The organism is Georgenia sp. G2120 (assembly GCF_055326485.1).
The window spans coordinates 187,800-210,192 of the sequence record NZ_JBUZNL010000004.1; the positions used below are offsets into that span (position 1 = coordinate 187,800).

The 22,393-nt window shown below is 73.4% G+C and carries 21 protein-coding genes; 7 read left to right on the plus strand and 14 right to left on the minus strand.

The window, feature by feature from the left end:
• Positions 1–9: 9 nt before the first annotated feature.
• The 4 genes from ACZLMO_RS06515 to ACZLMO_RS06530 all read right to left on the minus strand — a co-directional run bounded on the left by ACZLMO_RS06515 (position 10) and on the right by ACZLMO_RS06530 (position 1,742).
• Positions 10–459, minus strand: a complete 450-nt coding sequence (locus ACZLMO_RS06515) for an SRPBCC family protein (protein ID WP_463653234.1) — start codon at positions 457–459, stop codon at positions 10–12.
• Complete coding sequence (locus ACZLMO_RS06520) at positions 449–793, minus strand: ArsR/SmtB family transcription factor (RefSeq protein ID WP_463653235.1); 345 nt, start codon at positions 791–793, stop codon at positions 449–451. Before ACZLMO_RS06520 ends, ACZLMO_RS06515 begins: the two co-directional genes overlap by 11 nt.
• Positions 794–804: 11 nt before the next feature.
• Positions 805–1,158: a VOC family protein gene (locus ACZLMO_RS06525; protein ID WP_463653236.1), complete on the minus strand. Its 354-nt coding sequence runs from the start codon at positions 1,156–1,158 to the stop codon at positions 805–807.
• A 314-nt stretch (positions 1,159–1,472) separates the two neighbouring features.
• Positions 1,473–1,742 carry a WhiB family transcriptional regulator gene (locus ACZLMO_RS06530; protein WP_425713893.1) on the minus strand — a complete coding sequence of 90 codons (270 nt, stop codon included), beginning with the start codon at positions 1,740–1,742 and terminating at the stop codon, positions 1,473–1,475.
• Between the two features lie 151 nt (positions 1,743–1,893).
• Between ACZLMO_RS06530 and ACZLMO_RS06535 the strand changes: the two genes are divergently transcribed.
• Positions 1,894–2,679, plus strand: coding sequence for a hypothetical protein (locus tag ACZLMO_RS06535; protein ID WP_463653237.1), 786 nt, complete (start codon positions 1,894–1,896; stop codon positions 2,677–2,679).
• 34 nt (positions 2,680–2,713) lie between these two features.
• Here ACZLMO_RS06535 and ACZLMO_RS06540 read toward each other — a convergent pair whose 3' ends face one another.
• The gene (locus ACZLMO_RS06540) at positions 2,714–4,204 is read right to left on the minus strand and encodes a gluconokinase (RefSeq protein WP_463653238.1); all 1,491 of its coding nucleotides are present in this window, start codon (positions 4,202–4,204) and stop codon (positions 2,714–2,716) included.
• 188 nt (positions 4,205–4,392) lie between these two features.
• Here ACZLMO_RS06540 and ACZLMO_RS06545 point away from each other — a divergent pair, with 188 nt between their 5' ends.
• Complete coding sequence (locus ACZLMO_RS06545) at positions 4,393–5,157, plus strand: dihydrofolate reductase family protein (RefSeq protein ID WP_463653239.1); 765 nt, start codon at positions 4,393–4,395, stop codon at positions 5,155–5,157.
• Between the two features lie 106 nt (positions 5,158–5,263).
• Here ACZLMO_RS06545 and ACZLMO_RS06550 read toward each other — a convergent pair whose 3' ends face one another.
• Positions 5,264–6,133, minus strand: coding sequence for an SDR family NAD(P)-dependent oxidoreductase (locus ACZLMO_RS06550; RefSeq protein ID WP_463653240.1), 870 nt, complete (start codon positions 6,131–6,133; stop codon positions 5,264–5,266).
• 87 nt (positions 6,134–6,220) lie between these two features.
• Here ACZLMO_RS06550 and ACZLMO_RS06555 point away from each other — a divergent pair, with 87 nt between their 5' ends.
• Positions 6,221–6,820 (plus strand): TetR/AcrR family transcriptional regulator, encoded by a 600-nt coding sequence (locus ACZLMO_RS06555; protein WP_463653241.1) that lies wholly within the window; start codon positions 6,221–6,223, stop codon positions 6,818–6,820.
• A gap of 143 nt (positions 6,821–6,963) precedes the next feature.
• Positions 6,964–8,109 (plus strand): glycerol dehydrogenase, encoded by a 1,146-nt coding sequence (locus tag ACZLMO_RS06560; RefSeq protein ID WP_463653242.1) that lies wholly within the window; start codon positions 6,964–6,966, stop codon positions 8,107–8,109.
• A gap of 170 nt (positions 8,110–8,279) precedes the next feature.
• Here ACZLMO_RS06560 and ACZLMO_RS06565 read toward each other — a convergent pair whose 3' ends face one another.
• Positions 8,280–8,900 (minus strand): 1-acyl-sn-glycerol-3-phosphate acyltransferase, encoded by a 621-nt coding sequence (locus tag ACZLMO_RS06565; protein WP_463653243.1) that lies wholly within the window; start codon positions 8,898–8,900, stop codon positions 8,280–8,282.
• Positions 8,901–9,244: 344 nt separating this feature from the next.
• Here ACZLMO_RS06565 and ACZLMO_RS06570 point away from each other — a divergent pair, with 344 nt between their 5' ends.
• Positions 9,245–9,883: a CYTH domain-containing protein gene (locus ACZLMO_RS06570; RefSeq protein ID WP_463653244.1), complete on the plus strand. Its 639-nt coding sequence runs from the start codon at positions 9,245–9,247 to the stop codon at positions 9,881–9,883.
• Between the two features lie 70 nt (positions 9,884–9,953).
• Here the strand turns inward: ACZLMO_RS06570 and ACZLMO_RS06575 are convergent, their stop codons facing one another.
• The 3 genes from ACZLMO_RS06575 to ACZLMO_RS06585 form a co-directional block, all read right to left on the minus strand.
• Positions 9,954–11,015: a zinc-binding dehydrogenase gene (locus ACZLMO_RS06575; RefSeq protein ID WP_463653245.1), complete on the minus strand. Its 1,062-nt coding sequence runs from the start codon at positions 11,013–11,015 to the stop codon at positions 9,954–9,956.
• A gap of 128 nt (positions 11,016–11,143) precedes the next feature.
• Positions 11,144–12,859: a patatin-like phospholipase family protein gene (locus ACZLMO_RS06580; RefSeq protein ID WP_463653246.1), complete on the minus strand. Its 1,716-nt coding sequence runs from the start codon at positions 12,857–12,859 to the stop codon at positions 11,144–11,146.
• A 53-nt stretch (positions 12,860–12,912) separates the two neighbouring features.
• Entirely contained in the window at positions 12,913–13,494 is a 582-nt protein-coding gene (locus ACZLMO_RS06585) for a TetR/AcrR family transcriptional regulator (protein ID WP_425713882.1), read from the minus strand.
• Positions 13,495–13,631: 137 nt separating this feature from the next.
• Here ACZLMO_RS06585 and ACZLMO_RS06590 point away from each other — a divergent pair, with 137 nt between their 5' ends.
• Positions 13,632–16,433, plus strand: a complete 2,802-nt coding sequence (locus tag ACZLMO_RS06590) for an MMPL family transporter (protein WP_463653247.1) — start codon at positions 13,632–13,634, stop codon at positions 16,431–16,433.
• 122 nt (positions 16,434–16,555) lie between these two features.
• On the opposite strand, the gene ACZLMO_RS06595 is transcribed toward ACZLMO_RS06590, so the two are convergent.
• Positions 16,556–17,962 (minus strand): HNH endonuclease, encoded by a 1,407-nt coding sequence (locus ACZLMO_RS06595; protein ID WP_463653248.1) that lies wholly within the window; start codon positions 17,960–17,962, stop codon positions 16,556–16,558.
• Positions 17,963–18,044: 82 nt separating this feature from the next.
• Here ACZLMO_RS06595 and ACZLMO_RS06600 point away from each other — a divergent pair, with 82 nt between their 5' ends.
• Positions 18,045–18,275: a hypothetical protein gene (locus tag ACZLMO_RS06600; RefSeq protein ID WP_463653249.1), complete on the plus strand. Its 231-nt coding sequence runs from the start codon at positions 18,045–18,047 to the stop codon at positions 18,273–18,275.
• Positions 18,276–19,001: 726 nt separating this feature from the next.
• Here ACZLMO_RS06600 and ACZLMO_RS06605 read toward each other — a convergent pair.
• From ACZLMO_RS06605 to ACZLMO_RS06615, 3 genes are all read right to left on the minus strand, one after another.
• Positions 19,002–19,964 (minus strand): hypothetical protein, encoded by a 963-nt coding sequence (locus ACZLMO_RS06605; protein WP_463653250.1) that lies wholly within the window; start codon positions 19,962–19,964, stop codon positions 19,002–19,004.
• Positions 19,961–21,220: a threonine ammonia-lyase IlvA gene (ilvA, locus tag ACZLMO_RS06610; protein ID WP_463653251.1), complete on the minus strand. Its 1,260-nt coding sequence runs from the start codon at positions 21,218–21,220 to the stop codon at positions 19,961–19,963. The genes ACZLMO_RS06605 and ilvA overlap by 4 nt, the downstream gene beginning before the upstream one ends.
• Positions 21,221–21,347: 127 nt before the next feature.
• Positions 21,348–22,292 (minus strand): copper resistance CopC family protein, encoded by a 945-nt coding sequence (locus tag ACZLMO_RS06615; protein WP_463653252.1) that lies wholly within the window; start codon positions 22,290–22,292, stop codon positions 21,348–21,350.
• Positions 22,293–22,393: the final 101 nt, after the last annotated feature.

Genomic DNA, 22,393 nt, shown 5'->3' on the forward strand with positions numbered 1-22,393 from the left:
TCGAGCGGATCAGTGGAGGTGCTCGAGCAGCTCGCTCAGTCGGCGCAGGACGTGGCTCCGCCAACCGCCGTTCATGAACTTCCGCGCGAGCTGCTGGGTCGGGTCGTCGAGGTCGAAGCCGGCGTGCTCGAGGAACAGGCGGGTGCCCTTCCCCTCGGGCTGCAGCATCCAGGTGACGGTGGTCGCCATCCAGTCGGGCTGTTCGGCGTCGGCCCAGCTGATCCGGAGCATCTTCTGTGGTCGCAGGTCGAGCACCCGGCATGCGATCCGTCCGGAGAACCCGGTCTGCGCGACCGGGCGTGCCCAGAACGTGAACCGGTGACCCGCGACGGGTGCGAAGTCGTTGGGCATCAGCCACTGCGCCATCAGCTCCGGTGTCGTCAGGGCACGCCAGACCTTCGATGGCGGGTGTGGGAAGTACTGGTCGACCTCGATCCGGGTCAGGTCGTCATGCGTCATCGTCGTCCATCTCGTCGAGGACACCGCCGAGCGCGGTCATCCGGTCGCGCCAGAAGCGCTCGTAGGGAGTGAGCCAGTCGATCAGCTCGGCCATCGGCTCGCCCGTGACGCGGTAGTAGCGGTGACGGCCCTCCTGCCGCTCCTCGACGAGTCCGGACTCGCGCAACGCGCGGAGGTGCTCGGAGACGCTGGGACGAGCCATGTCGAACTTCCCGGCGAGCTCCCCGGCGGTGTGCTCGCCGCCGAGGAGCGCGTCGAGGATGTCGCGACGCGTGGGGTTGGCGAGCGCGCCGAACACCTCGTCCAGCGGGCCGTTCTTGAGACGTCGAGGCAAGCTGGACGACCTCAGCCCTGCAGGATGTAGCCGTTGCCGTCCGGGTCCGAGAAGGTGGCCTGCCGGCCCCACGGCATCTCGTTCGGGCCGTCGACGACCACGCCGGCCGCCCGCAGACGTTCGACATCGGCGTCCAGGTCCGAGCTGGCGAACAGGATGCCCTGCCCGCCGCCGGCGCTCATGCCGGGGAACGGCGTGTGCAGCACGAGCGTGGTGCCGCCCGGTGCGCCGACCTCGAGCCAGCGGTTCTCGCCGAAGGTCTGGTCTGTCGTGACCTCGAGCCCGAGCGCGTCGACGTAGAAGTCGCGGGCACGGTCCTGGTCAGCGACGAACACGGTCACGGTCCTCACGGTGGTGACAGCCATGCCGATAGAATAGGTAGGAATAAACCTACACGTCAAGGGCCTTGAAGCCGGCGATGCGAAGGGCGGGCGCCAGGCAGACGCACGAAGGGCCGGCGGCAGGCAGACGCACGAAGGGCCGGCGGCAGGCAGACGCACGAAGGGCCGGCGCCCGGTAGACGCACGAAGGGCCGGCGCCCGGTAGACGCACGAAGGGCCGGTGACCTCACCACTCCCCCCCGGGGTGGTGGATCTCCTTCTGTGCGAGAACCACGGGTCCGTGTACCAGGCGTCCCCATGGCCCTCATCCCCCGTCCCCTGCGAGGCGGCCCACCCGCCTACGCAGCGACGATGCGACGCTCCTTCCGGATCGCCCGACGCTCCGACGGCGTGGTGCCGCCGAAGATGCCGAAGGGCTGATTCGTCCGGAGCGAGAACTCGAGGCACATCTCCGCGACCGGGCAGCTCGCGCAGACCGCCTTGGCCCGGGCCACCTGTGCGTCCACGGCCTTGCCCTGCCCCTCGGGGAAGAAGTCGTCCGTGGGGAGGTCGGTGCACGCACCCTGGACTCGCCAGTTCGGGTCGGTGTCCTCCGGGAAACTGTTCATGGGTATGACTTCACCGGTCGAACCTGGATGGAGCCTGGGAATGGCCGCACAATCATCTGCGAATCCTGGATCGCGCTAGGTTCTCCCTGGCCGGGGAGTCCCCGACCGGCACAGCAGAGTCGATCCGGAAGCGCCGACACGAGGAGATCCCATGGCCAACCCGAAGCTCGCCGCGAAGGTGACGGAGGTGCTCGGGTACGCCCCCGAGGACGCCGTGCTCATGCTCCCCAGGGACGGCCAGAACTGGGTGGCGCAGAGCATGGACAAGGGGCCGAAGAAGTTCTCGATCGGCGGTCTGGTCGCGGACGCCATCGTCAAGACCGAGGTCCGCCCCGGCGGTCACGTCCTGGGGATGCCGTTCCCGCCCGAGGGTCCGGTGGTCTGGGCGATGACGCCGACGGCGGCCATCTGCATCGACACCCGTGCGGGCTTCGGCAAGTGGATCCCCGAGCGGGTGTTCGCCAGCTTCGACTACTCGGCGCTCGACCGCCTCTGGCACGAGAAGGTCGGCATGGCGTACTACGCCGTCCACGTGACGATGCGCGACGGCAACCACTGGGAGTTCTCCATCGGCAAGCGGGACCTGCCGACCTGGCAGGCGATGGAGCAGGAGATCAACGGCCGGGCGCAGCGCGCCGGGGGCGGCCAGGCGCCGCAGGGGCACGGGCAGCCGCAGGGCAACGGTCAGCCGCAGGGCGCCCCCCACGGCCAGCCGGCCGGTCAGCCCGGCCAGTGGCAGCCTGGGCCGCCGCAGGGGCAGCCGCACGGTCAGCAGGGCCAGCCGGGTCAGTGGCAGCCCGGCCCGCCGCAGGGTCAGCCGGGTCAGTGGCAGCCGGGACCGCCGCAGGGCGCTCCCCAGGGCCGACCGGGCGAGCAGCCCGGGTGGGCCGGCGAGCCCGGCCAGGGACTCCCGCCGGGCTGGGGCGCGCAGCGGTAGTTCCGCGACCCGTCGGCCTCCCCGGGGGCGCCCGTCAGAGCGGCGTGACCGCCGCGTAGGCGTCCTCGAGCTGGGCGAGCCGACGCGCGTAGTGCGCGGTGCGGGCCGGGACCGGCTCGCACCGTTCCCCGAGCGGGCCCACGGCCGGCGTGACGTTCGGCGCGAGCACCCGCAGCGCGAGGAGGGCGGAGCCCCGCATCGTCGTGCGCTTGTAGGTCACGGGCGTCACCGGTGCGCCGAGGACGTCGGCGAGGAGCTGGGCGAAGCCCGGGATCGCGCCGATCAGTCCGCCGCTCACCCGGATCTCCGAGGGCATGCCGGCGACCCCGCGCAGCTGCTTGGCCAGGCGCGCGAAGCTGAGCGCCACGCCCTCGAGGAGGCCGCGGGCGAGGTCCGTGGGCGTGTGGGCCGCCGAGATGCCGAGGACGGTGCCGAGCGCCCCGGCGGACCACCCCGTCGAGCGCTCGCCGGACAGGAACGGCAGGACGAGCGGCGTGGAGGACAGCGGCTCGGGTTCGAGGACAGCGTCGAGGTCGTCGTCGATCCGGATGTTCTCCCGGAGCCAGGTCACGGCGCTGCCGACGTCGGTGAGGGCGCCGCCGAGGAGCGAGTGCCCGTGGTCGACCCGGTAGCCCCACAGGCCGGGGGGCAGGGTGGCGGGGATCGTCTCGACGAGCAGGCGCATCGCGCCGGTCGTCGATGCCGCGAGGACGGCGGTCGAGCTGCCTGTGCCACCGGCGCCGAGGCTCGACCCGAGCCCGTCGGGGATCCCGGGGAACCACCGCGCGTCGGCGAGGGCGGGCCACCTCTTTGCGATCGCGCGAGCGGCCTTGGGCTCGAGGACGATCGGCACGCCGGGGTCCTGGACCGGTGAGAGCTGGGCGCGCCGGATCCCGGACAGCCGCAGCAGCTGCGTGTCCCACTCGCCCGTGCGGCGGTTGAGCAGGCCGGTCCACGAGGCGGTGGGCGTGCTCGCGACGGCGACGCCGAGGAGCCGCAGGTGGACGTACTCCGGCAGGGACATCCACCGGTCGACGCTCGAGAACAGGTTCGGCTCCGTCTCGCGCAGCCACCGCAGCCGGGGCGCGAGGTAGCTCGTGTGCAGGCGGGTGCCCGTGCGCTGCTGGAGCTCGGACTCGCCCAGCTTGGTGCGCAGCGCGGCGACCTGGGGCCCGCTGCGGGAGTCGGCGTAGGTGTAGCAGGGCGTGACCGCGGCCCCCGACGCATCGACGCCGACCAGCGAGGCGGCGAAGGCGTCGAGCGAGACGCCCGCGACCTCTCCGTCGACGCCGTCGAGCACCTTCTCGATCACCTCGGAGACCTCGTCGGTCGCCTGGTCGGCGTCGAATACCGACGTGCCGTCGACGTCGGTGGTGAACGCATGGGAGACCTTGTGCCGGGAGTCGCGCAGGGGTCGGCCCGCCGCGTCGTACAGCCCTCCGCGGGTAGCCGTGGAGCCGACGTCGATGGCGAGGACGAGCGGCCGTTCGGCGTCGGACAAGGTCGTGCGGAAGGCGTCGGACATGTGTCTCCCTGACGGGTGGGCTTCTCCCCACGCGGGTGAACGATGCGGCCACGGTAGCGGCCCGCCGGGAGTGCCGTTCCCGCGACCGTCCACCGATCGCCCGGCGGCCGCTGCGCCACCGCCCGCATCCACAGCCGCTCGCCGCCTTTCCATCACATCCCGCTACCCCCGCGGATAGCCTGTGCGGCGTGACGGACGAGACGCGTGACGCGGTGCCGGGTGCCCTGTTCGACCGGCTGTGGCCGGAGCCGGGTGAGGTGACGGCCGACGAGCTCGCGGCGACCTACCTCGAGCCCGGGGTGCGGTCGAACATGGTCACCTCGATCGACGGCTCGCTGACGATGGACGGCCGGGCCGGCGGGTTGTCGGACCCGGTCGACCAGGCGCACCTCCACCTGGCCAGGAGCGCCGCGGACGTCCTGCTCGTCGGCGCCGGGACGCTGCGCGCCGAGGGCTACGGACCGGTGCGCACCGACGAGACCGGGGTGGCCCGCCGCCGCGCCGCCGGCCAGAGCGACCACCCGCGGCTCGCCGCCGTCTCGGCGAGCCTCGACCTCGACGAGTCCTCCCCGATGTTCCGCGCCGCCCCCGAGCGGCCGCTCGTGCTCACCGTGACCGGAGCCCCGCAGGATCGTGTGGCGGCGCTCGAGGAGGTCGCCGAGGTCGTCCTGCTGCCGCCCGGTGAGGGCGGCGGGGTGAGCGGGCGTGCCGCCGTCGACGCCCTGCGCGAGCGCGGGCACGCGCGGATCCTCACCGAGGGCGGTCCGACGCTCCTGGGCGCCCTCGTGGCCGAGGACGCGCTCGACGAGATGCTCGTCAGCTACTCGCCGGTCGTCGCGGGCGGCACCGGGCGCCGGATGGTGCTCGGCGCGGCCGAGGCGGTGCGCGAGGCGGAGCTGGTCTCGCTGCTGCGGTCGGACTCGCTGCTGGTGGCGCGCTATCGCCTGACGTAGGTCGACGTCGGGCCGGTAACGCGGGCGAGCCGTGCGCGGGTGGGCGGCCACCTGCGCGCACCCGCCCGTCCTGTCCGCGTGCCCTCGAATGCGCGGGGTGCTCGGCCTACCCGGGTGCGGCGCCGTCGTCGGGGGAATCGACCGAGGCGAGCGACCAGTCGACGCCGAGCATCTGCGCGGACATCTCCCAGTGCTGCCGGACGGTCGCGGGGTCCTTCGCCGCGCGGTTGAGCAGGCCGGGCCGGCGCCGGTCGTTGTAGTAGCGGCCCGACTCCCACGTGGTGCCGGGCGTGCCGTCGACGAAGTGCGCGAGGGTCGCTCCCCCACGCGCGGGTCGGGTGAGGAGCGGACGGAGCGCGCCGTGGTACATCCGGCGCAGGAGGCCGCTCGTCTCGGCGCCGAAGCTCGTCGCGACGACGCCGGGGTGGAACGCGACCGACGAGACCCCGTGTCGGTGGAGGGCGGCGTGCAGCCCGCGCGTGAACAGGATGTTGGCGAGCTTCGCGTTCCCGTACGCGCGGTCCGGGCGGAAGTCCGAGAGGCTCTCGATGTCGTCGAGGTCGAGCCGGGCGTAGACGATGTTCGCGACGCTGGCGGTCGCCACCACGCTCGCACTGCTCGCGACGAGCTTCTCCCGCAGCAGGTTCGTCAGCAGGTACGGGGCGAGGTGGTTGACCTGGAACGTCTTCTCGAAGCCGTCCTTGGTGCGGACGGGGCCGGCGAAGAACCCGCCAGCGTTGTTGGCGAGGACGTCGATCCGGTCGAGCGTGCCGTCGAGCTCGGCGGCCAGGTCGCGCACCTCGTCGAGGCGGGTGAAGTCGGCGACGTGGTGCTCGGCGCCCACGCGCCCGGCCACGGAGCGGGTCTTCTCGGGGGAGCGGCCGACGACGACGAGCCGCACCGGGTCTCCGGCGAGCCGCTGAGCGGCGGCCGCGCCGATGCCGTCGCTGGCGCCGGTGAGGACGATCGTGCGCATGGGGTGCCTCCGGGGTCGAGGTGGGCGTGACGACCGTACCACGAAGCGAAACGAAATAGTTTCGTATCGCTCGGATATGGTGGCCGCATGGACCTCCCCGACGCCGGCGGCCGCACGCGTCAGGGCCGCCCCGTGGACCCGACCCTCGGCCCGCGCATCCTCGAGGCCGTCATCGACGTCATCGCCGAGTCCGGGTACGCGGCCATGACGACGGCGGTCGTCGCTCGACGGGCCGGCGTCTCGACGGCGACCCTCTACCGGCGCTGGCCGACCAGGCGGGACCTCGTCCTGGCCGCGGCGTCTGCGGTGGGCAACGAGGAGAAGGACGTCGACACCGGGTCGACCGCCGGGGACGTGCGCGCGATGCTCGAGCACAAGAACGAGGTCCTCACGGGCCGGGTCGTGACGGCCCTCCTGTCGCTGATCGCCGAGTCCGCCCACGACGCCGAGCTGGCGGGCGTCGTCCGGGGGATCGTCTACCGCCCGACCCGCGATGCACTGGCGGCGATCCTGGCGCGGGCGCACGACCGCGGGGACGAGCCGGCCGTGGACGCGGACCGGGCGGCGCTCGTCGTCGTCGGGTCGATCATGGCGGCGGCCGCCTTCCGCGGCGACGGAGCAGAGGTCGAGGAGCTGTTCGGCCCTGCGGAGATCGACCTGCTCGTGCGTGCGCTCGCCGGGCCGTAGCGGGCGCGGTGACGGGCGACGACGGGGGTGTCGGTGTTCGTCGTCGGGCTGGAAGGGGTTCGGGACCTCCGGCCCGGGACTCCGACCGGCGCGGCTCCTAGCGTGGTTCGTGAACCCGTCAACGGCTCACGAAGGAGACCCGGATGTCCGCCCAGTCGCTCATGTCGCTCATCGCCCCGTCCCGCTACACGCAGGGCCGCGGCGCCATGGCCTCGATCGGGGAGGAGCTCGCGCGGCTCGGCGAGGTGCCGATGATCGTGGCGGACGACGTCGTGTGGGGCATCGTCGCCGAGACGGTCACCGCCTCGCTCGAGGCGAAGGGCCTGCCGGTGCACCGCGTGCCGTTCGAGGGCTACGCGACGGCGCGCTCGATCGACTCGCTCGCGGCGAGCGCGAAGGAGCTCGGCGCGGACGTCATGGCGGGCGTGGGCGGCGGGTCGACGATCGACGCCGTCAAGGCGGCCGGCCACCTCGCCGGGATCCGCTGGGCCTCGGTCCCGACGATCGCGTCGACGGACGCCCCGTGCTCGGCCCTGTCCGTGGTCTACACGGAGGAGGGGGCGATGGAGGAGTACCGCTTCTTCCCGCGCAACCCCGACCTCGTGCTCGTCGACACGCAGCTCGTGGCGAACGCCCCGGCGCGGCTGCTCGTGGCCGGGATCGGCGACGCGCTCGCCACCTGGCCGGAGGCCCGGGCCGTCGCCCGCGCGAAGAAGTCCACGATGGCCGGCGGTCAGGCGACGATGTCCGCGAAGGCACTCGCCCGGCTGAGCTGGGACATCCTCCACGAGGACGCGCTGCCGGCGATCGCCGCCGTGGAGCGGAACGTCGTCACGCCGGCGGTCGACCGGGTCGTCGAGGCCAACACGCTCCTGTCCGGGCTCGGCTTCGAGTCGAGCGGGCTGGCGGCCGCGCACGCGATCCACGACGGGCTGACGGCCGTGCCGCAGACGCACCACCTCACGCACGGCGAGAAGGTCAACGTCGGGACCACCACGCAGCTCGTCCTCGAGTCGGCGCCCACCGAGGAGCTCGACGAGCACATCCGGTTCACCACGCGCGTCGGCCTGCCGAACACGCTGGTCGAGGCCGGGATCGACGTCGACGACCTCGACTCGCTGCGGACCGTCGCCGAGGCCGCCACCGCCGAGGGGGAGACGATCCACAACATGGACGTCGAGATCACGACGACGACGCTCGTCGACGCCCTCCGCTTCCTCGACGACTATGCGGCGCGCGTGCGCGAGGAGGCCGGGCTGCCTGCGCCGGCGCCGATGCACCAGCACTGAGGTGGCGCGCCGGCGGGCGTCGGTGGAGCGCCCGCCGGCCGCGCGGCGGGCGTCGGTGGGGCGCCCGGTGGCCGTGCGGCGGGCGCGGCGTCCGAGGAGACGCCGCGCCCGTGCCGTCGTCCGGGCCGGTCGGCCCGCGCCGACGGGCGGGCGCAGGTCCGCACGGTGCGTCAGCCTGCCGGCGCCGGTGCGGGGTCCGCGTAGGTCGCCGCCTCCTCGTCGGCCAGCGACGGCGGGGTGCCGAGCTCGGGGTGGACGCCCACCTTGTCGGCGTAGAAGGCCCGGAATCGGTCCATGTCCGCGCGGACGTCGCCGGTGAGGCGGATCGTGGGGCCGAGGCCCGTGGTGCGCGTGACCGAGTCGAGGAAGCCGAGCACCACGGGCAGGTCGGCGGCCAGCGCGATCCGGTAGAAGCCGGACTTCCAGTGCTCGCGGCGCCCGCGCGTGCCCTCCGGGGTGATGACGAGGTGGAACCGTTCGCCGCGCTCCGCCCGGGCGACGAGGTCGGCCACGAGTCCCTCCGGGTTCCCGCGGTCGACCGCGATACCGCCGAGCGCCCGGAAGAACGGGCCCGCGATGCCGTCGAAGTACTCCCTCTTCATCAGCACCTTGGGCGTGAGGTCGCGGGACCAGGCGATGCCGAGCATGAGCACGAAGTCGAGGCGGGCGGTGTGCGGGGCGCCGATGAAGATCGCGCGTGGCTCCCGGACGTCGGGTGCGACGAGTCGGTAGCGGACGGCGGCGAGGAGAGCCTTGCCGAGGGCGCGGCGCAGCATGCGGGGGGCGGACACACGGCCACGGTAATCGCCGGTCCGCGCCCGCGCGCGTCCGAGCCGTTCTCTCGGAGGGCGCGCACCCGAACCGCACTCCCGGCAAGTGATGGGGGTGGGCACCTGAGCCGCACACTCGACCGGTCGCGGGTTCCCAACCGCAATCTCGACGGGAGGGGGTTCCCAACCGCAATCTCGACGGGAGGGGTTCCCACCGCAATCTCGACGGGAGGGGGCCCAACCGCAATCTCGATGGGAGGGGGCCCAACCGCAATCTCGACGGAGTGGCGCGCCCGAGTCGCACTCTCGACCGGTCGCGGGGCGGGGTCCCGTGCGTCGGCGGGGGCGGGCAGTAGGTTCGGGTCATGAGCGACACCGGCTACGGGGACTTCGAGTTCGAGCGCAAGTTCGTCTGCGCGGGCCTGCCGGAGATCGTCGCCGCCGAGGCGGACCCCGTCCTCATCGTGCAGGCCTACCTGCTGGCCGACGAGGGCTACGCGGTGCGCGTTCGCGTCCAGGGCCCGGGGGCGGGACTGACCGCGGCGGACCTCGGGCGGACCGACGATGTGCTCGACGAGCTGGCGCCGCGCGTCGAGTTCGCCGCGCTGACGGCCAAGGGTCCGCACGTCGGGGGGACGCGCTACGAGGCGGAGCGGGAGCTGGACCCGGGTGTCGCCGTCGAGCTCGTGAGGCGCGGTCGGCACCACGTGGTCAAGCTCCGGCACGCAGTCTGGCTCGGCGACGACGGGTGGGTGATCGACGAGTTCGCCGGAGCCAACGCGCCGCTCGTCGTGGCGGAGTGCGAGCGCGGGGGCCCGGTCGTCGACCTCGTCGTGCCCGACTTCTGCGTGAGCGAGGTGACGGCGGACGCGCGGTTCGGGAACGAGCACCTCGCCGTCGAGCCGTACTCGACCTGGCGCTCGACGTTCGAGCGGGAGCTCGCCGTCACCGGCCCCGTGTTCTCCCAGGAGTTCGGGCAGAACCGGCTGCCGAGCCAGGGGTAGCGTCCGTCACCGCCCGGCCGCCCGGCCGCCGACCCGCTACGGCCGCCGACCCGCTACGACCGCCCACCCGCTACGGCCGGACCATCACCTTGATCTCGCGTCGCTCGTCCATCGCGGCGTAAGCCTCGGCCACGTCCTCGAGCAGCACGCTCGCGGTGAACACGGCGCCGGGCTGGATCCGGCCGGCCGTGACCTCCGCAAGCAGCTCCGGCAGGTAGGCGCGGGCGGGAGCGACCCCGCCGGCGAGCGCGACGTTGCGGCCGAACAACGAGCGCGGCCGGATGCCTCGGGTGACGCCGTTGGGCACGCCGACGTACCCGACCGTCCCGCCGGGCCGGGCGCACGTGATCGCCTGGTCCATCGACTCGTCGGTGCCGACGGCCTCGAGGACGACGTCGGCGCCCGGGACGCCGAGCAGCTCGCCCAGCTCCTCGGCGGCCTCGTCGCCGCGGGTGGTGAGGATGTCGGTCGCGCCGAAGCGGCGCGCGAGAGCCTGCCGGTCGGCGTAGCGGGAGAAGGCGACGACCCGGGACGCGCCGAGGCGCGACGCCGCGAGCACGGCGGACAGCCCGACGGCGCCGTCCCCCACCACGGCGACCGTCGTGCCCGCGCGCAGCCCGGCCGCGCGGGCGGCGTGCCAGCCGGTCCCCATGACGTCGGACAACGTGAGGAGGTGGGCGAGCAGGGTGTCGTCGACGTCGGCGGTGTCGAGGCCCGCGCCCACGAGCGTGCCGTCCGCGAAGGGGACGCGCACGGCCTCGGCCTGGAGGCGTCCGGTGGGCAGTCCGTCGCCGTCGGGGGCGCCCCAGAACCCGCCGCGCTCGCACGAGGTCTGGATGCCGTTCCGGCACGAGAAGCACTCGCCGCACGAGAACGCGAAGGGCACGACGACGACGTCCCCCGTGCGAACCGTCGTCACCTCCGCGCCCGCCTCCTCGACGACGCCGACCGCCTCGTGCCCGATCGTGCGGGGCTCCTCGACGGGGACGATCCCCCGGTAGTGCCACAGGTCGGACCCGCACACGCACGCGGCGGTGATGCGGACGACGGCGTCGGTGGGGGCGAGGAGGGTGGGGTCGGGGCGGTCCTCGACCCGGATGTCGCGGGCGGCGTGGAGGACGGTGGCGCGCATGGCACCAGCGTGCCACCCGGTGGGTTGGGGTGCTGCGCGCGATGCCTCTGGCGCCACCCTGCGGGTACGTGCGGCGCGGGGTGCCGCGGGCGTCACCCGCCCGGTGGGTTCGGGCGCCGCGCGACGCCTCAGGCGCCGCCGGGCCGCGGCCCGCCGGACGTGCCGGCGTCGTCGTCGTCGAGCCGCCAGAGCGGCGGGGCCTCGATCTGCTCGCCGTGGGTCTCCCACGTGCGCCACCACGAGTCGGCGTGGGCGGGGACGTGCCCGGCGGGCAGGATCTCGAGGAGGGCGCGGATCTCGGTCTTCACCGCGGTCAGCTCCTCGACGAGACCCGTGCGGGAGTCGCCCGCCGGCTCGCGGTGGAGGAGGCGGCGGAGCTCGGTGCGCAGGTCCGTGCGATGCGCGGGCGGGCGGGCGGCCTCGGGGGTGCGGGCGGCGGAGGTGCGGCCCGCCTCGGGAGTGCGTGTGGCCGGTGTGGCCGTGGGCGCCCGTGCGCCGGCCGACGAGGGACGCGCGAGGCTCGCGAGCCCCGAGGCGCCGTCGGGGGGCTGGACGCTCCCGGACCCGTCGGGCGCGAGCATGAGCTCCTCGATCTCCCACGCGCGGCGTCGGGCGCGGATGAGCGCCGAGCCGGCGTCCTCGTCCGCCTCGCTCGCCCCGAGATGGGTCTGCGCGGCCCGGATCCAGCCGTGGTCGGCCATGAGCGCCGTCAGGCCCCGGTCCACCGTCATCGTGTCGTGGACGTCGACGGTCGCGTGGACGACTCGCGCACCCGCCCTGCGGGCGAAGACGACCTCGTCGCGGAGCTGCTCGTCGGACATGATCGAGGTTCCCGTGCGCATCATGACGGAGACGATGTCGGTGCCGACCGGGGAGTCGCCGGCGTCGGCGCCGGGCGGGTGGCAGACGATCGCCCAGACGTCGGGCACGCCGAGCTTGTCGATGACGACGTCGGCGGGCAGGTTCTCGCGCACGCCGCCGTCGATGTAGTGCTCGCCGGCGATGGGGATCGGCTCGAAGACCGCGGGGATCGCGCACGAGGCCCACACGGCGAGGGCGAGGTCGGCGGCGGTCACCGGCTCGCCGTCGTCCCCAAGGAGCGGGACGTCGCCCCGGTCGCGGATGACCCCGTCCTGGTCGGCGAAGCGCAGCTCGCCGGACTGCAGTCCCACCATCGCGATGCGGAGCACGACGCCGGAGGCTCGCACGCGCGCAGGATCGAACGTCTCGGTGTCGATGAGTGAGTCGACGACGAGTCCCGGCGTGTACATCGACCTCGCCTCGGAGGCGCTGCGCAGGATCGCGGCGAGATCGCCGCCCGCTCTCCCGAGCGCCGGGAGGTTGCCGATCATCTGGACGATCTGGGCGGCGCTCCAGCCCCGCTCGGGCTCCTCGCCCTGCGTGGCCCGTGCGGCGCGCGCCTCGGCCGCGGTCTCCGGGACCGTGCCCGGGGGCGTGGATGTGCGCTGGGTGCTGCCGCGGTTGACCGGGTCGAGGAGCTGGAGGTAGCCGGGACCGCGCTCGCTGAGGGCCTTCCACCAGGGGAGCGGCCGGAACATGGCGTCGGGGGAGTCCATCGAGCGCCACAGCGTGTCGAGGTGGTCGAGCCAGGCGCGCTGCTCGTCCCGGGTGCGGCCCTGGGAGAGGATCGCCGCGACGATCGCGCCCGCGGAGGCGCCCGCCATCACCTTGGGCTCGATGCCGACCTCGTCGTAGAGGTAGCGCAGCGCGCCGAGGTGGAAGTCGGCACGCGAGCCTCCGCCGGACAGTACGAGGCCGGTCGTGCGGGCGCGGCGCCGGCCGACGCTCGGCACCCATCGGCCGGGCGGGAGGCGGCGACTCATGCCCTCCAGGGTAGGGCGAGAGGACGGGAGGCCGCGATGGGACTCGGGGCGGCCTATCTCGTCGGCGGTCCGAGGACGGCGTCGACCATCCGCTGCGCCTCCGCGGGCTCCGGCGGCGTGCGGCTGATGACCCTGAGGACCACCGTGCCGACGAGCGACTCGGCGATCTCGTCCAGAGGCGCGCCGGGGTAGAGGTTGGCCGACGTTCCGGTCGCGGCCTGCAGGCGGGACGCGAGGGACTCCTCGCCGGTCAGGCTGTCGCGCACGCGCAGGCCGATGTCGGCGCTCTCGATGCTGGCGGAGATGAGCGAGCGCACAGTGCCCTCGCCCTCGGGCCGGCCGACGGTGCGGAAGATCGCGAGGATCCAGCTGACGAGGTCGGCCCGCAGGTCGCCGGTGTCCGGGACGACGACGTCGACGGGAAGCAGCATCCCCTCGACGAGGCACTCGGCGACCAGGTCGGCCTTCGAGCTCCACCACCGGTAGATCGTCTGCTTGCCGACGCCGGCCTCGGTCGCGATCCTGGCCATCGTCATGGCGTCGTACCCGTGCTCGTCGAAGAGTCGGGCGGTCGCCTCGAGGATCGCGAGCCGGGCCGTCTCGGACCGGACGGGTCCGCTGCGGGTCGAGGTCATGGCGTCGGCGTCCTTCCTGCTGTGGCCGTCACCATAGGCGGCCGGATCTCGTTGACGAGACGAAACGTCTCGTCTTATCCTAACGCAGGCCGATCCGTGCCTGCGGCGGCCTGTCGACGTCGGGGAGTGGCACGTTCATGGCCGGATGGTTGTTCGGGGTAGGAAGGTTCGCCGCGCGGCACGCGAAGGCGGTGCTGGGGGCGTGGCTCGCAGTGCTGATCCTGGCCGGTGGTGCGTTCGCCGCGTTCGCCGGCACGCTGACCGGATCGTTCGACATGCCGGACACGGCGTCGTCGGAGGTCATCGCCGAGCTCGAGGAGGAGCTGCCCGACCAGAGCGGCGCCACCGGCACGGTGGTCCTGCGCTCGGAGGACGGGGCGTTCACCGAGGAGCAGATCTCCGCCGTCGCCGACCTCGGTGCGGAGATCGAGCAGCAGGACGACGTGGCCGCCGTCGTCGATCCCTTCGCCACCCAGGAGCAGCTCGCCGGCAGCGCCGCCGAGCTCGAGTCCGGGGCCGCCGAGGTCGAGTCGGGTCAGGCGGAGCTCGACGCCGGCCGCACCGAGCTCGAGGACGGCCAGGCGCTCCTCGACGAGGGGCGTGCCGCGCTGGACGAGGAGCAGACCAGGCTCGACGGGGCGCGCGAGCAGGCGGAGGCCGCGGGCGCCCCGACGGACGAGATCGACGCCGGACAGACCCTCCTCGACGAGCAGCGCGCCGAGCTCGACGCCGAGCAGGAGCGCATCGACGACGGGCTCGCCGAGCTCGAGACCGGGCAGGCCGAGCTCGACGCCGGCCGCACGCAGACGGAGCTGGGCGCCGAGCTCCTCGAGCACTCCGAGGGCATCGGGGTCGTCTCCGAGGACGGCTCGACCGCGCGCCTCACCGTCTCCTTCAGCGAGCCCATGCTCGAGCTCGACGACGCCTCGCGGCAGGCGGTCGTCGACGTCGTCGAGTCCGCCGAGATCGAGGGCGTGGAGATCGTCCCCGCCTCCGACCTGTCGCAGACCGTCCCGGAGATCCTCGGGATCGGCGAGGTCATCGGTGTCGTCATCGCCGGCATCGTCCTGGTCGTCGTGCTGGGCTCGGCCCTGGCCGCCTCGTTCCCGATCGTCACCGCGGTCATGGGCGTGGCGATCGGCTCGCTCGCCACCCTCGCGTTCTCGGGGGTCGTGCAGATGTCCTCGGTGACGCCCGTGTTCGGCGTCATGCTCGGGCTGGCCGTCGGTATCGACTACTCGTTGTTCATCATCAATCGGCACCGCACGCAGCTGCTCGAGGGGGTCGACGTGCGCCGGTCGATCGCTCTCGCGAACGGGACCGCGGGGACGGCGGTCGTGTTTGCCGGCGCGACCGTGGTGCTCGCGCTGCTCGCGCTCAACGTCGTCGGCATCCCGTTCCTCGGGATCATGGGCACCGCCGGTGCCGTGAGCATCGTCGTGGCCGTGCTGCTCGCCGTCACGGCGACGCCGGCCCTCCTGTCGATGGCCGGCCTGCGCATGCTCGGTCGCAAGGGGAGGGCGCGCCGCGAGGCGGCGCTCGCCGAGAGTGCGGGCGGGGTCGCGGTCGAGGGACCCGGAGACACCGGTACGACGACGAACGACGCAGCGACGAGCCCGTCGTCGTCCGGCAGGAAGGCTGTGCGACCGATGTCGATGGGCTCGGCGGTCGGCCGGGTGCTCGTCGGCGTCGTCGCTCTGCTCGTGCTCGCGATCCCGGCGCTGGACATGCGCCTCGGCCTGCCGACGGGTGAGAACGAGCCGGTGGACTCCGACGCCTACCGCGCGTACGAGATCGTCTCCGAGGAGTTCGGGGAGGGCGCGAACGGGCCGCTGCTGGTCACGGCGGACCTGCCCGGCGGCCTCGACGAGAACGAGCTGCTCGAGGCCCAGGTCGAGGTCGTCCGCGAGATCGGTTCGCAGGAGGCTGTGGTCGCCGTCGCGCCGATCGCCGTGTCCGAGGACGGCACGCTCGCCTCCTTCCAGGTGCTGCCGGAGGAGGACGCCAACGGCGAGTCGACGGCGGAGCTCGTCAACGACCTGCGCGCCCTGCCTCCGGTGAGCGGCGAGTACGAGCTCGGTGTCGCCGGGCAGTCGGCCATCAACATCGACATCTCCGAGGGGCTCTCGGACGCGCTGCCGGGCTACCTCGCGGTCGTCGTCGGACTGTCGTTCCTCATCATGGTCGCGGTGTTCCGCTCGCTCCTCGTGCCGCTGGTGGCGACCGCCGGGTTCGTGCTGTCGCTGTTCGCCACCTACGGCGTGGCCACCGCCGTGTTCCAGTGGGGATGGCTCGCCGAGCTGATCGGGGTCCACACGACGGGCCCGATCCTCAGCTTCCTGCCCGTGATCGTCGTGGGCGTGCTGTTCGGGCTGGCGATGGACTACCAGCTGTTCCTCACCACGGGCATGCGCGAGGCGTACGTGCACGGAGCGAGCGCACGGGAGGCGGTGGCCGAGGGCTTCCGTGCGGGCCGGCGCGTGGTGACGGCGGCCGCGCTCATCATGATCGCCGTGTTCGCGGGCTTCATCACCTCGGACTCGGTGATGATCAAGTCGTTCGGCGTGGGCCTCGCGGTCGGCGTCGTGCTCGATGCGTTCGTCGTGCGGATGCTCATCGTGCCGGCATCCCTGCACATCCTCGGGCGCTCGGCCTGGTGGCTGCCGCGCTGGCTCGACAAGGTCGTGCCGAACGTCGACGTCGAGGGATCGGCGCTCGTCGAGGAGGTCGAGCATGGTGCGGCGCCGGCCGGGGACATGGACGGGGACGGGGACGGGGCCGTGGCCGGGGACATGGACGGGGCTCGGTCAGGTTCCGCCACTGGCGCCGGTGGGAAGCACGTGCGTGATGCCGAGGACGACGACACCCGACGTGCTGACGCCAGGGCCGGGCGCCACTCCGCGCCGACGACCGATGCCGACGCGAGCTCGGGGCCGTAGGCCCTCGGCCTGACATCTGACACCTGACACCTGAGGCCCGACGGCGCGCTTGACGCCCGGTCCACCAGCGGCAGATGTGCCGTTGGGGGCCGGGCGTCCTGCTGTGTGTGGGCGTGGAGGTGCTAGTCGGGAACGAGTTCGTCTGCGCGGTCCTGTTCCTGCTTCCGTTCCCGTTCTCGTTCCCGTTCTCGGCCTCGCTCACGTACTCGTTCGCGTTTGCGTTTGCGTTCGCGTTCGCGTTCCCGTTCGCGTTCGGGGGCGCGATTGTTGGCCACGCGGGCGGCAACGCGATCCTTCATCTCCCGGTACTTCTCGGGGGAGATCTCTGGCGTGGGTGTGCGGCGGTAGGGGAAGGGAGAGCGGGGGACGGCGTACCGGTGGCCGGTCGGGGTGCGTACCTCGTGGCTGCCGTTGGGGCTCGTGGTGTGGTGCCACTGGGGGTTCTGCTTGGTGTAGTTGCAGGAGGCGCAGAGCCCGGTGCCGTTCTCGGCCGTGGTGCGTCCGCCGCGGGCGTGGCTGGTCGTGTGGTCGGCGTGCTCGGCGGGGTTGGTGCAGTAGGGGGTCCGGCAGGTGTCGTCCCTGGTGAGGATGAGCTGGCGGAGGCGGCCGGTGAAGGTGCGGGAGCGGGACTCGGTGGTCAGCACGCCGCCGTGGGCGGGGTCGGTCCACAGTCGGGTGAACCAGACGGAGCCGGCGTCGCGGACCTGGTCGCGGGCGGTGGCGGCGGGGAGCGGGCCGACGCCGGGGATCCAGGCGGGCTCGTTCCCGCCGACCAGAGTGCCGGCGGGCATGACGATGTTCAGCTCGATGTCGCGGGGTTCGGTGACAGCAGTGCCGGTGACGTGCTCGACGAGGAGGTCAGCGGCGATCTGGTGCCGGGTCCGGCCGTCGGCTGCCCCGTCGTTGGTGATCGCGTGGGCCTGGGTGACGAGGGAGGCGTGGACCCGGACGGCGTCGGCCATGGGGAGATGGGCGGTGACGTAGGCCATCGAGCCCTTTCCACCGCGGATCGTGACCCGGCGCTGGGCGGCTTCGTGCTTGCGGCGGGCGCTCTCGTGCTCGGTGTCGAGCTCCATGGCGTGCTTGCGCGTGTGGGTGTGGGCCTGGTGATCGCTCATGGTGGGCAGGTCGGGGGCCAGCCGGGCATCGACCTCGCGCCGGTCGGCGGGGTCGAGGCCGAACGTCTCGCGCATGACGATGGCCGCCCGGTGCTCGGTGACCTGGCCCTGTTCCATGAGGTCGAGGGTGTGGGGGAGGTCCTCGTCCAGAGCCCGGGCTAGAGCGAGTGCTTGTTCTCCGCGACCGCCGGTGGTGCGGCGGGCGAGCGCGATCTCCTGCGCCAGGCCGGCGCCCTGTTTCGCAACCGGGACACCTCTGGCGCGCTCGGCTTCGATGCGCGTGTGTCGCAGGTCCGCGGCAGCCCGGGCCTGGGCGGCGTGGGCGGCGGCAACGAGCTCGTCCAGGGCGGTGATCTGCTCGATCGCGTCGGCCTCGTTATCGCGGCGGAGCCCGACCAGCGCGTCGCGCATCGCGCGCACGTCCGTCGCACCCAGCACCGGCAGCGCCGAACCTCGTGCGTCTGTCGAGCCGGCGTCCTTGGGATGGTCGCTCGTGCTCGTGCTCGTAATTGTTCTGCCGCTGCCGCTGCCGCTGCCGCTGCCGCTGCTCGGTGGGAGCGGTGGCTGCCCGGTTGCTGTCGGCGAGTCCATGACGGCGACGGGATCCGACGAGGGGGTGGCAGTGGTGGTGTCGCCGTCGGAGTCGTGGGTCGTCATTGCTGCTGCCTCCCTCGTCGTCGAGCCGGAACAATCCGAACGCGTGTTCGAACACTCCTCACTCTAGCGGTATCAAACGACACATGGAAGGATTCAGTGCAAATCTGTGGACAGGCTGGTAATAGACAGGCATGTGGACGCATTGACCGCAAGCAAACAGCAGTATCGGGGTGTGACCGGGGGACCGCCCAGCGGCGCAAAGGTCCGGGAGTGTGGCCGTCCAGCGCGTCGAGGTCTGGGTCTGCGGTGCGGCGGCGTGGAGGTCTGGGTCTGCGGTGCGGCGGCGTGGAGGTCTGGGTCTGCGGTGCGGCGGCGCGGAGGTCTGGGTCTGCGGTGCGGCGGCGCGGAGGTCTGGGACTGGGGTGCGGCGGCGCGGAGGTCGCGAGGGCGCGACGTCACGGTGCGCGCAGGCGCGGACGTAGAGCACCCGAGGCGCGCGGCACGCCGACGAAGAGGGGAGCTCTGGCCTCGTGGGGGGCGAGGTGGCGATCCGGGAGGGTGCGCGGGCTTGCGGTAGGTGCGCTTCGGCGTCGTGGGCGGTGAGTTGGCGACCCGGGAGGGCGCGCCGGCCCACGTGGGCCGCGCTGCGGCGTCGTGCGATGTGAAGGGCCCGTCAGCGAGAGCGCGCCAGGTGAGACGCGCTGCGACGACGTGGGAGGTGAGGTGGCGACCGCAAGGTCGCGCCGACGTGCGGTACCCGCGCTGCGGCGTCGTGGGAGGTGAGAGGACCGCCCGCGAGGGCGCCACGCGCCTACGGGACCTGCGCGACGAGTCCTGCGCTAAGAGACCCGAGCTACGACCCCGTGCGAGGCGAGACGCCGCCAGGAATCTCGACCCCAGGCATCTCGGCCTCGGGCAGCTCGACCCGAAGCCACTCCTCCACGGCGTCGACGAGCCGCACGACCGCACCGACCACCGAGGTGGGATCGGCGGCGGAGGTGAGGACCGCCGTCGTGCGCTCGGAGAAGCCCTCGGGGAGCGAGCGGCACAGCTCCTGCACGCGCCTGCCGAGCCGCTTCTCCCCGGGGTGCGGCACGCGGTTGACGGCGAGCACGACGTCGTGGACGACGGCGAGCAGCTCGGCCACGCGATGGTTGAGTGCGACGAGGTCCTCGCGCGCCGCGGCTGTGGCGATCTGCGCGGGGAAGCTCGTGATCGTCCCGCGCACGAGCGGCCAGCAGTGCCGCACGACGGCCACCCGCAGCTCTTCCGGGTACTCCGCCAGCGCACGCTCCCGGGCACGCGTGACCCACCCGTCGGGGTCCGCCACGGGAAGCCAGTGCCGCACCGTGTGCCAGTGCGCCGTCGTGTACCCCGCGGACGGTTCGTGGCGCTCGAGCACGGCGTCGAGGCGGTCGGTCACCCAGCTCGTGTCCCAGAACATGACGTCGAGGTCGGTGCCGCTCGCGTGCGTCCACAGGTCGGTGACGTCCCAGTAGCGCTGGTCGAGGTCGAGCCGGCGCGCACCGCCGAGCGCCTCGACGACCGCGCGGCGCAGCTCGACGGGCGGGGGTCCGCCGTCGGAGAGGACGTACAGGTCGACGTCGGAACGCGCGTCCTCCTGACCCGTCGCGAGGGAGCCGCCGGCCGCGACCCCGACGACGCCGGGCAGCGCCGCGTACGCCTGCGCCGCGGTGATGACCAGCCGCGTGGTGGGGGAGAGGCTGTCGGCCGGCGAGGTCCCGTCGGCTCGGGAGCCGCCGGCGTCGGGGGCGGACCCGTCGGCCGGAGCGGCGCCGTCGGACGCGGTGTTCACAGCAGCATCCCCAGCACGCCGCTCCCGAGCGTGAGCCGCTCGATCCGCATGTGCGAGCGCTCCATCCGGTCCTCGAGCCCTGCGCGGTCGGAGGCGCGCGCGAGGTCGATGCCGACGAGCGCGGGGCCGGTCTCCCGGTTGTTCTTCTTCGTGTACTCGAAGTGGATGATGTCCTCGTCGCCGGTGAGCGTCTCCTCGAGGAAGCTCCGCAGAGCCCCGGGCTCCTGCGGGAACGTCACGAGGAAGTAGTGCCGCAGCCCCTCGTGGATCGCCGAGCGTTCGACGATCTCGGCATACCGCGACACGTCGTTGTTCCCGCCCGAGACGATGCAGACGACCGGCCCGGCGTCCCCGACCTCGACGAGCCCGTTCGCGACCGCCGCCGTCGCCAGCGCCCCGGCCGGCTCGGCGATGATCCCGTCGGTCTGGTACATCGCGAGCATCTCGGTGCACACGGCGCCGGTGGGGACGGAGATGATGTCGTCGACCAGGTCGCGCGCGATGTCGAAGCCGACCTGCCCCGCGCGCGCGACGGCCGCACCGTCGACGAATGCGTCGACCTCGGGGAGCCGCACCGGCCCGCCCGCGGCCAGCGCCGCCTGCATCGACGCCGCCCCCTCCGGCTCGACGCCGACGATCCGCACCCCCGGCACGCGGTTCTTCAGCGCGAGCGCGACACCCGCGAGAAGACCGCCACCACCCACGGGCACGACGACGACACCCGGCCGCTCGCCCCGGTCCGCGCTCTGCTCGGCGATCTCGACGCCGACGCTGCCCTGCCCCGAGATCGTCAGCGGGTGGTCGAACGGGTGGACGTAGGTCAGGCCCTGCTCGGTGACGAGCTCGCGGGCGCGGGCGTCGGCGTCCTCGAACGGACCGTCGACGACGACGGTCGTCACCCAGCTGCCGCCGATCTCCGCGATGCGGGCGCGCTTCTGCCGCGGCGTCGTGCCCGGGAGGACGACCGTGCCGTGGATCGACAGGCGCGCGCACGCGAGCGCGACGCCTTGCGCGTGGTTCCCGGCCGACGCGCACACGACCCCCGCGGCGCGCTGCTCATCGGTGAGCCCCGCCATCACCGTGTAGGCGCCACGGACCTTGTACGAGCGGGTCAGCTGGAGGTCCTCCCGCTTGAGGAGGACCCGGTGGTCGACCGCCTCCGACAGGCGCGGGTTCGTCTCGAGCGGGGTGCGGCGCACGACGGGGCGCAGCAGGTGCGCGGCCCGGCTCACCGCGGTCGCGTTGGGAACGTCCATCCCCCCATCGTGGCACCGCGCCGGGGTCGGCGGCGTGGGCGGTCAGCGGGTGGCTGGCGCCGGCGACGGTGGGTGGTCAGCGCGCGCGGAGCGGATGCGTGCCGTGGGTGGAGCGGGTGCGCGAAGGTCAGAACACCTGGTCGTCGGACTCGTCGCGGCGGTCCTTGGCGTCGGTCTCCTTGCCGCGGTTGCGGACCGCGAAGAACCACACGGCGGCCGCGGCGGCGACGACGAGCGCAAGACCGCCGACGATCCACGCGTTGCGGCTGCCGGGGAGCCAGGAGTCCTCGTCGGAGCCGGCCTCGTCGGAGCCGTCGCCGGCACCGTCGTCCGACCCGGCGGCGGACCCGTCGCTGTCGCCCGCGTCGCCGGCGTCGTCGGACGAGTCGGCGGACGTGTCGTCGTCGGCCCCGGCGTCGTCGGACGGGTTCTCGCCGGACCCGTCGGCCGCGGCGCCGGGCGCGGAGTCGGAGTCGTCCGCGTTGTCGTCGTCCTCGTTCGCGTCGTCCTCGTTCGCGTCGTCGTCCGAGCCGTCGGCGTCCGCGTCGTCGCCCGAGGTCTCGAGGGTGAAGGGGAGCTCGCCCTCGATGCGGTGCCCGTCGGAGGAGATGACCGACCACACGAGCACCTGCTCGCCGGCCTCGACCTCGGGGAGCTCCCAGACGGCGTCGCGGCCGTCGTACTCGGGCTCCTCGAGCTCGATCTCCTCGCCGCCCGGGCCCTGGAGCACCGCGACGGCGCCGCTCGGGGTGAGGTCGGCCGAGAAGGTCAGGACCGCCTCCTCCGGCGCCTCCGTGAGCGTCGCGCCGTCGGCGGGGTCCGACTCGACGAGGGTGTCGTGCGCGAGGGCCGGCGTGGCCGCGAGCCCGAGGCCGAGCGAGGCGAACGTGGCGACCGCGACGGCGCGCACGGCCAGGGCTCGCCGTCGGGGCGAGGTCCGGGAGGCGGCCGTGGCGCCGTCACCGCCCGGTACGTCGTGCCTGGTCGCTGCGCCGCCCCCGCCCGTTGCGCCGTGCCGGGCCGCCGGGGAGATCGACGAGGTCGTTGCGGTGCGGGCGGACGGGCGTGACATCGGTGGGTTCCTCCTCGACGAGCCGGCGCCCGGACTCCGGACGCTCGCCCCCACCGTAGGACCGCGGCCCTCCGGTGCGCCGCGAGGTCCGTGCGCCGCCA

Excerpts from the sequence above, each read along its gene's own strand:
- ACZLMO_RS06515 (WP_463653234.1), bottom strand. The coding sequence starts at position 459 with ATGACGCATGACGACCTGACCCGGATCGAGGTCGACCAGTACTTCCCA.
- ACZLMO_RS06525 (WP_463653236.1), bottom strand. The coding sequence starts at position 1,158 with ATGGCTGTCACCACCGTGAGGACCGTGACCGTGTTCGTCGCTGACCAG.
- ACZLMO_RS06530 (WP_425713893.1), bottom strand. The coding sequence starts at position 1,742 with ATGAACAGTTTCCCGGAGGACACCGACCCGAACTGGCGAGTCCAGGGT.
- ACZLMO_RS06535 (WP_463653237.1), top strand. The coding sequence starts at position 1,894 with ATGGCCAACCCGAAGCTCGCCGCGAAGGTGACGGAGGTGCTCGGGTAC.
- ACZLMO_RS06540 (WP_463653238.1), bottom strand. The coding sequence starts at position 4,204 with ATGTCCGACGCCTTCCGCACGACCTTGTCCGACGCCGAACGGCCGCTC.
- ACZLMO_RS06550 (WP_463653240.1), bottom strand. The coding sequence starts at position 6,133 with ATGCGCACGATCGTCCTCACCGGCGCCAGCGACGGCATCGGCGCGGCC.
- ACZLMO_RS06555 (WP_463653241.1), top strand. The coding sequence starts at position 6,221 with ATGGACCTCCCCGACGCCGGCGGCCGCACGCGTCAGGGCCGCCCCGTG.
- ACZLMO_RS06560 (WP_463653242.1), top strand. The coding sequence starts at position 6,964 with ATGTCCGCCCAGTCGCTCATGTCGCTCATCGCCCCGTCCCGCTACACG.
- ACZLMO_RS06570 (WP_463653244.1), top strand. The coding sequence starts at position 9,245 with ATGAGCGACACCGGCTACGGGGACTTCGAGTTCGAGCGCAAGTTCGTC.
- ACZLMO_RS06575 (WP_463653245.1), bottom strand. The coding sequence starts at position 11,015 with ATGCGCGCCACCGTCCTCCACGCCGCCCGCGACATCCGGGTCGAGGAC.
- ACZLMO_RS06580 (WP_463653246.1), bottom strand. The coding sequence starts at position 12,859 with ATGAGTCGCCGCCTCCCGCCCGGCCGATGGGTGCCGAGCGTCGGCCGG.
- ACZLMO_RS06585 (WP_425713882.1), bottom strand. The coding sequence starts at position 13,494 with ATGACCTCGACCCGCAGCGGACCCGTCCGGTCCGAGACGGCCCGGCTC.
- ACZLMO_RS06590 (WP_463653247.1), top strand. The coding sequence starts at position 13,632 with ATGGCCGGATGGTTGTTCGGGGTAGGAAGGTTCGCCGCGCGGCACGCG.
- ACZLMO_RS06595 (WP_463653248.1), bottom strand. The coding sequence starts at position 17,962 with ATGCGCGACGCGCTGGTCGGGCTCCGCCGCGATAACGAGGCCGACGCG.
- ilvA (WP_463653251.1), bottom strand. The coding sequence starts at position 21,220 with ATGGACGTTCCCAACGCGACCGCGGTGAGCCGGGCCGCGCACCTGCTG.
- ACZLMO_RS06615 (WP_463653252.1), bottom strand. The coding sequence starts at position 22,292 with ATGTCACGCCCGTCCGCCCGCACCGCAACGACCTCGTCGATCTCCCCG.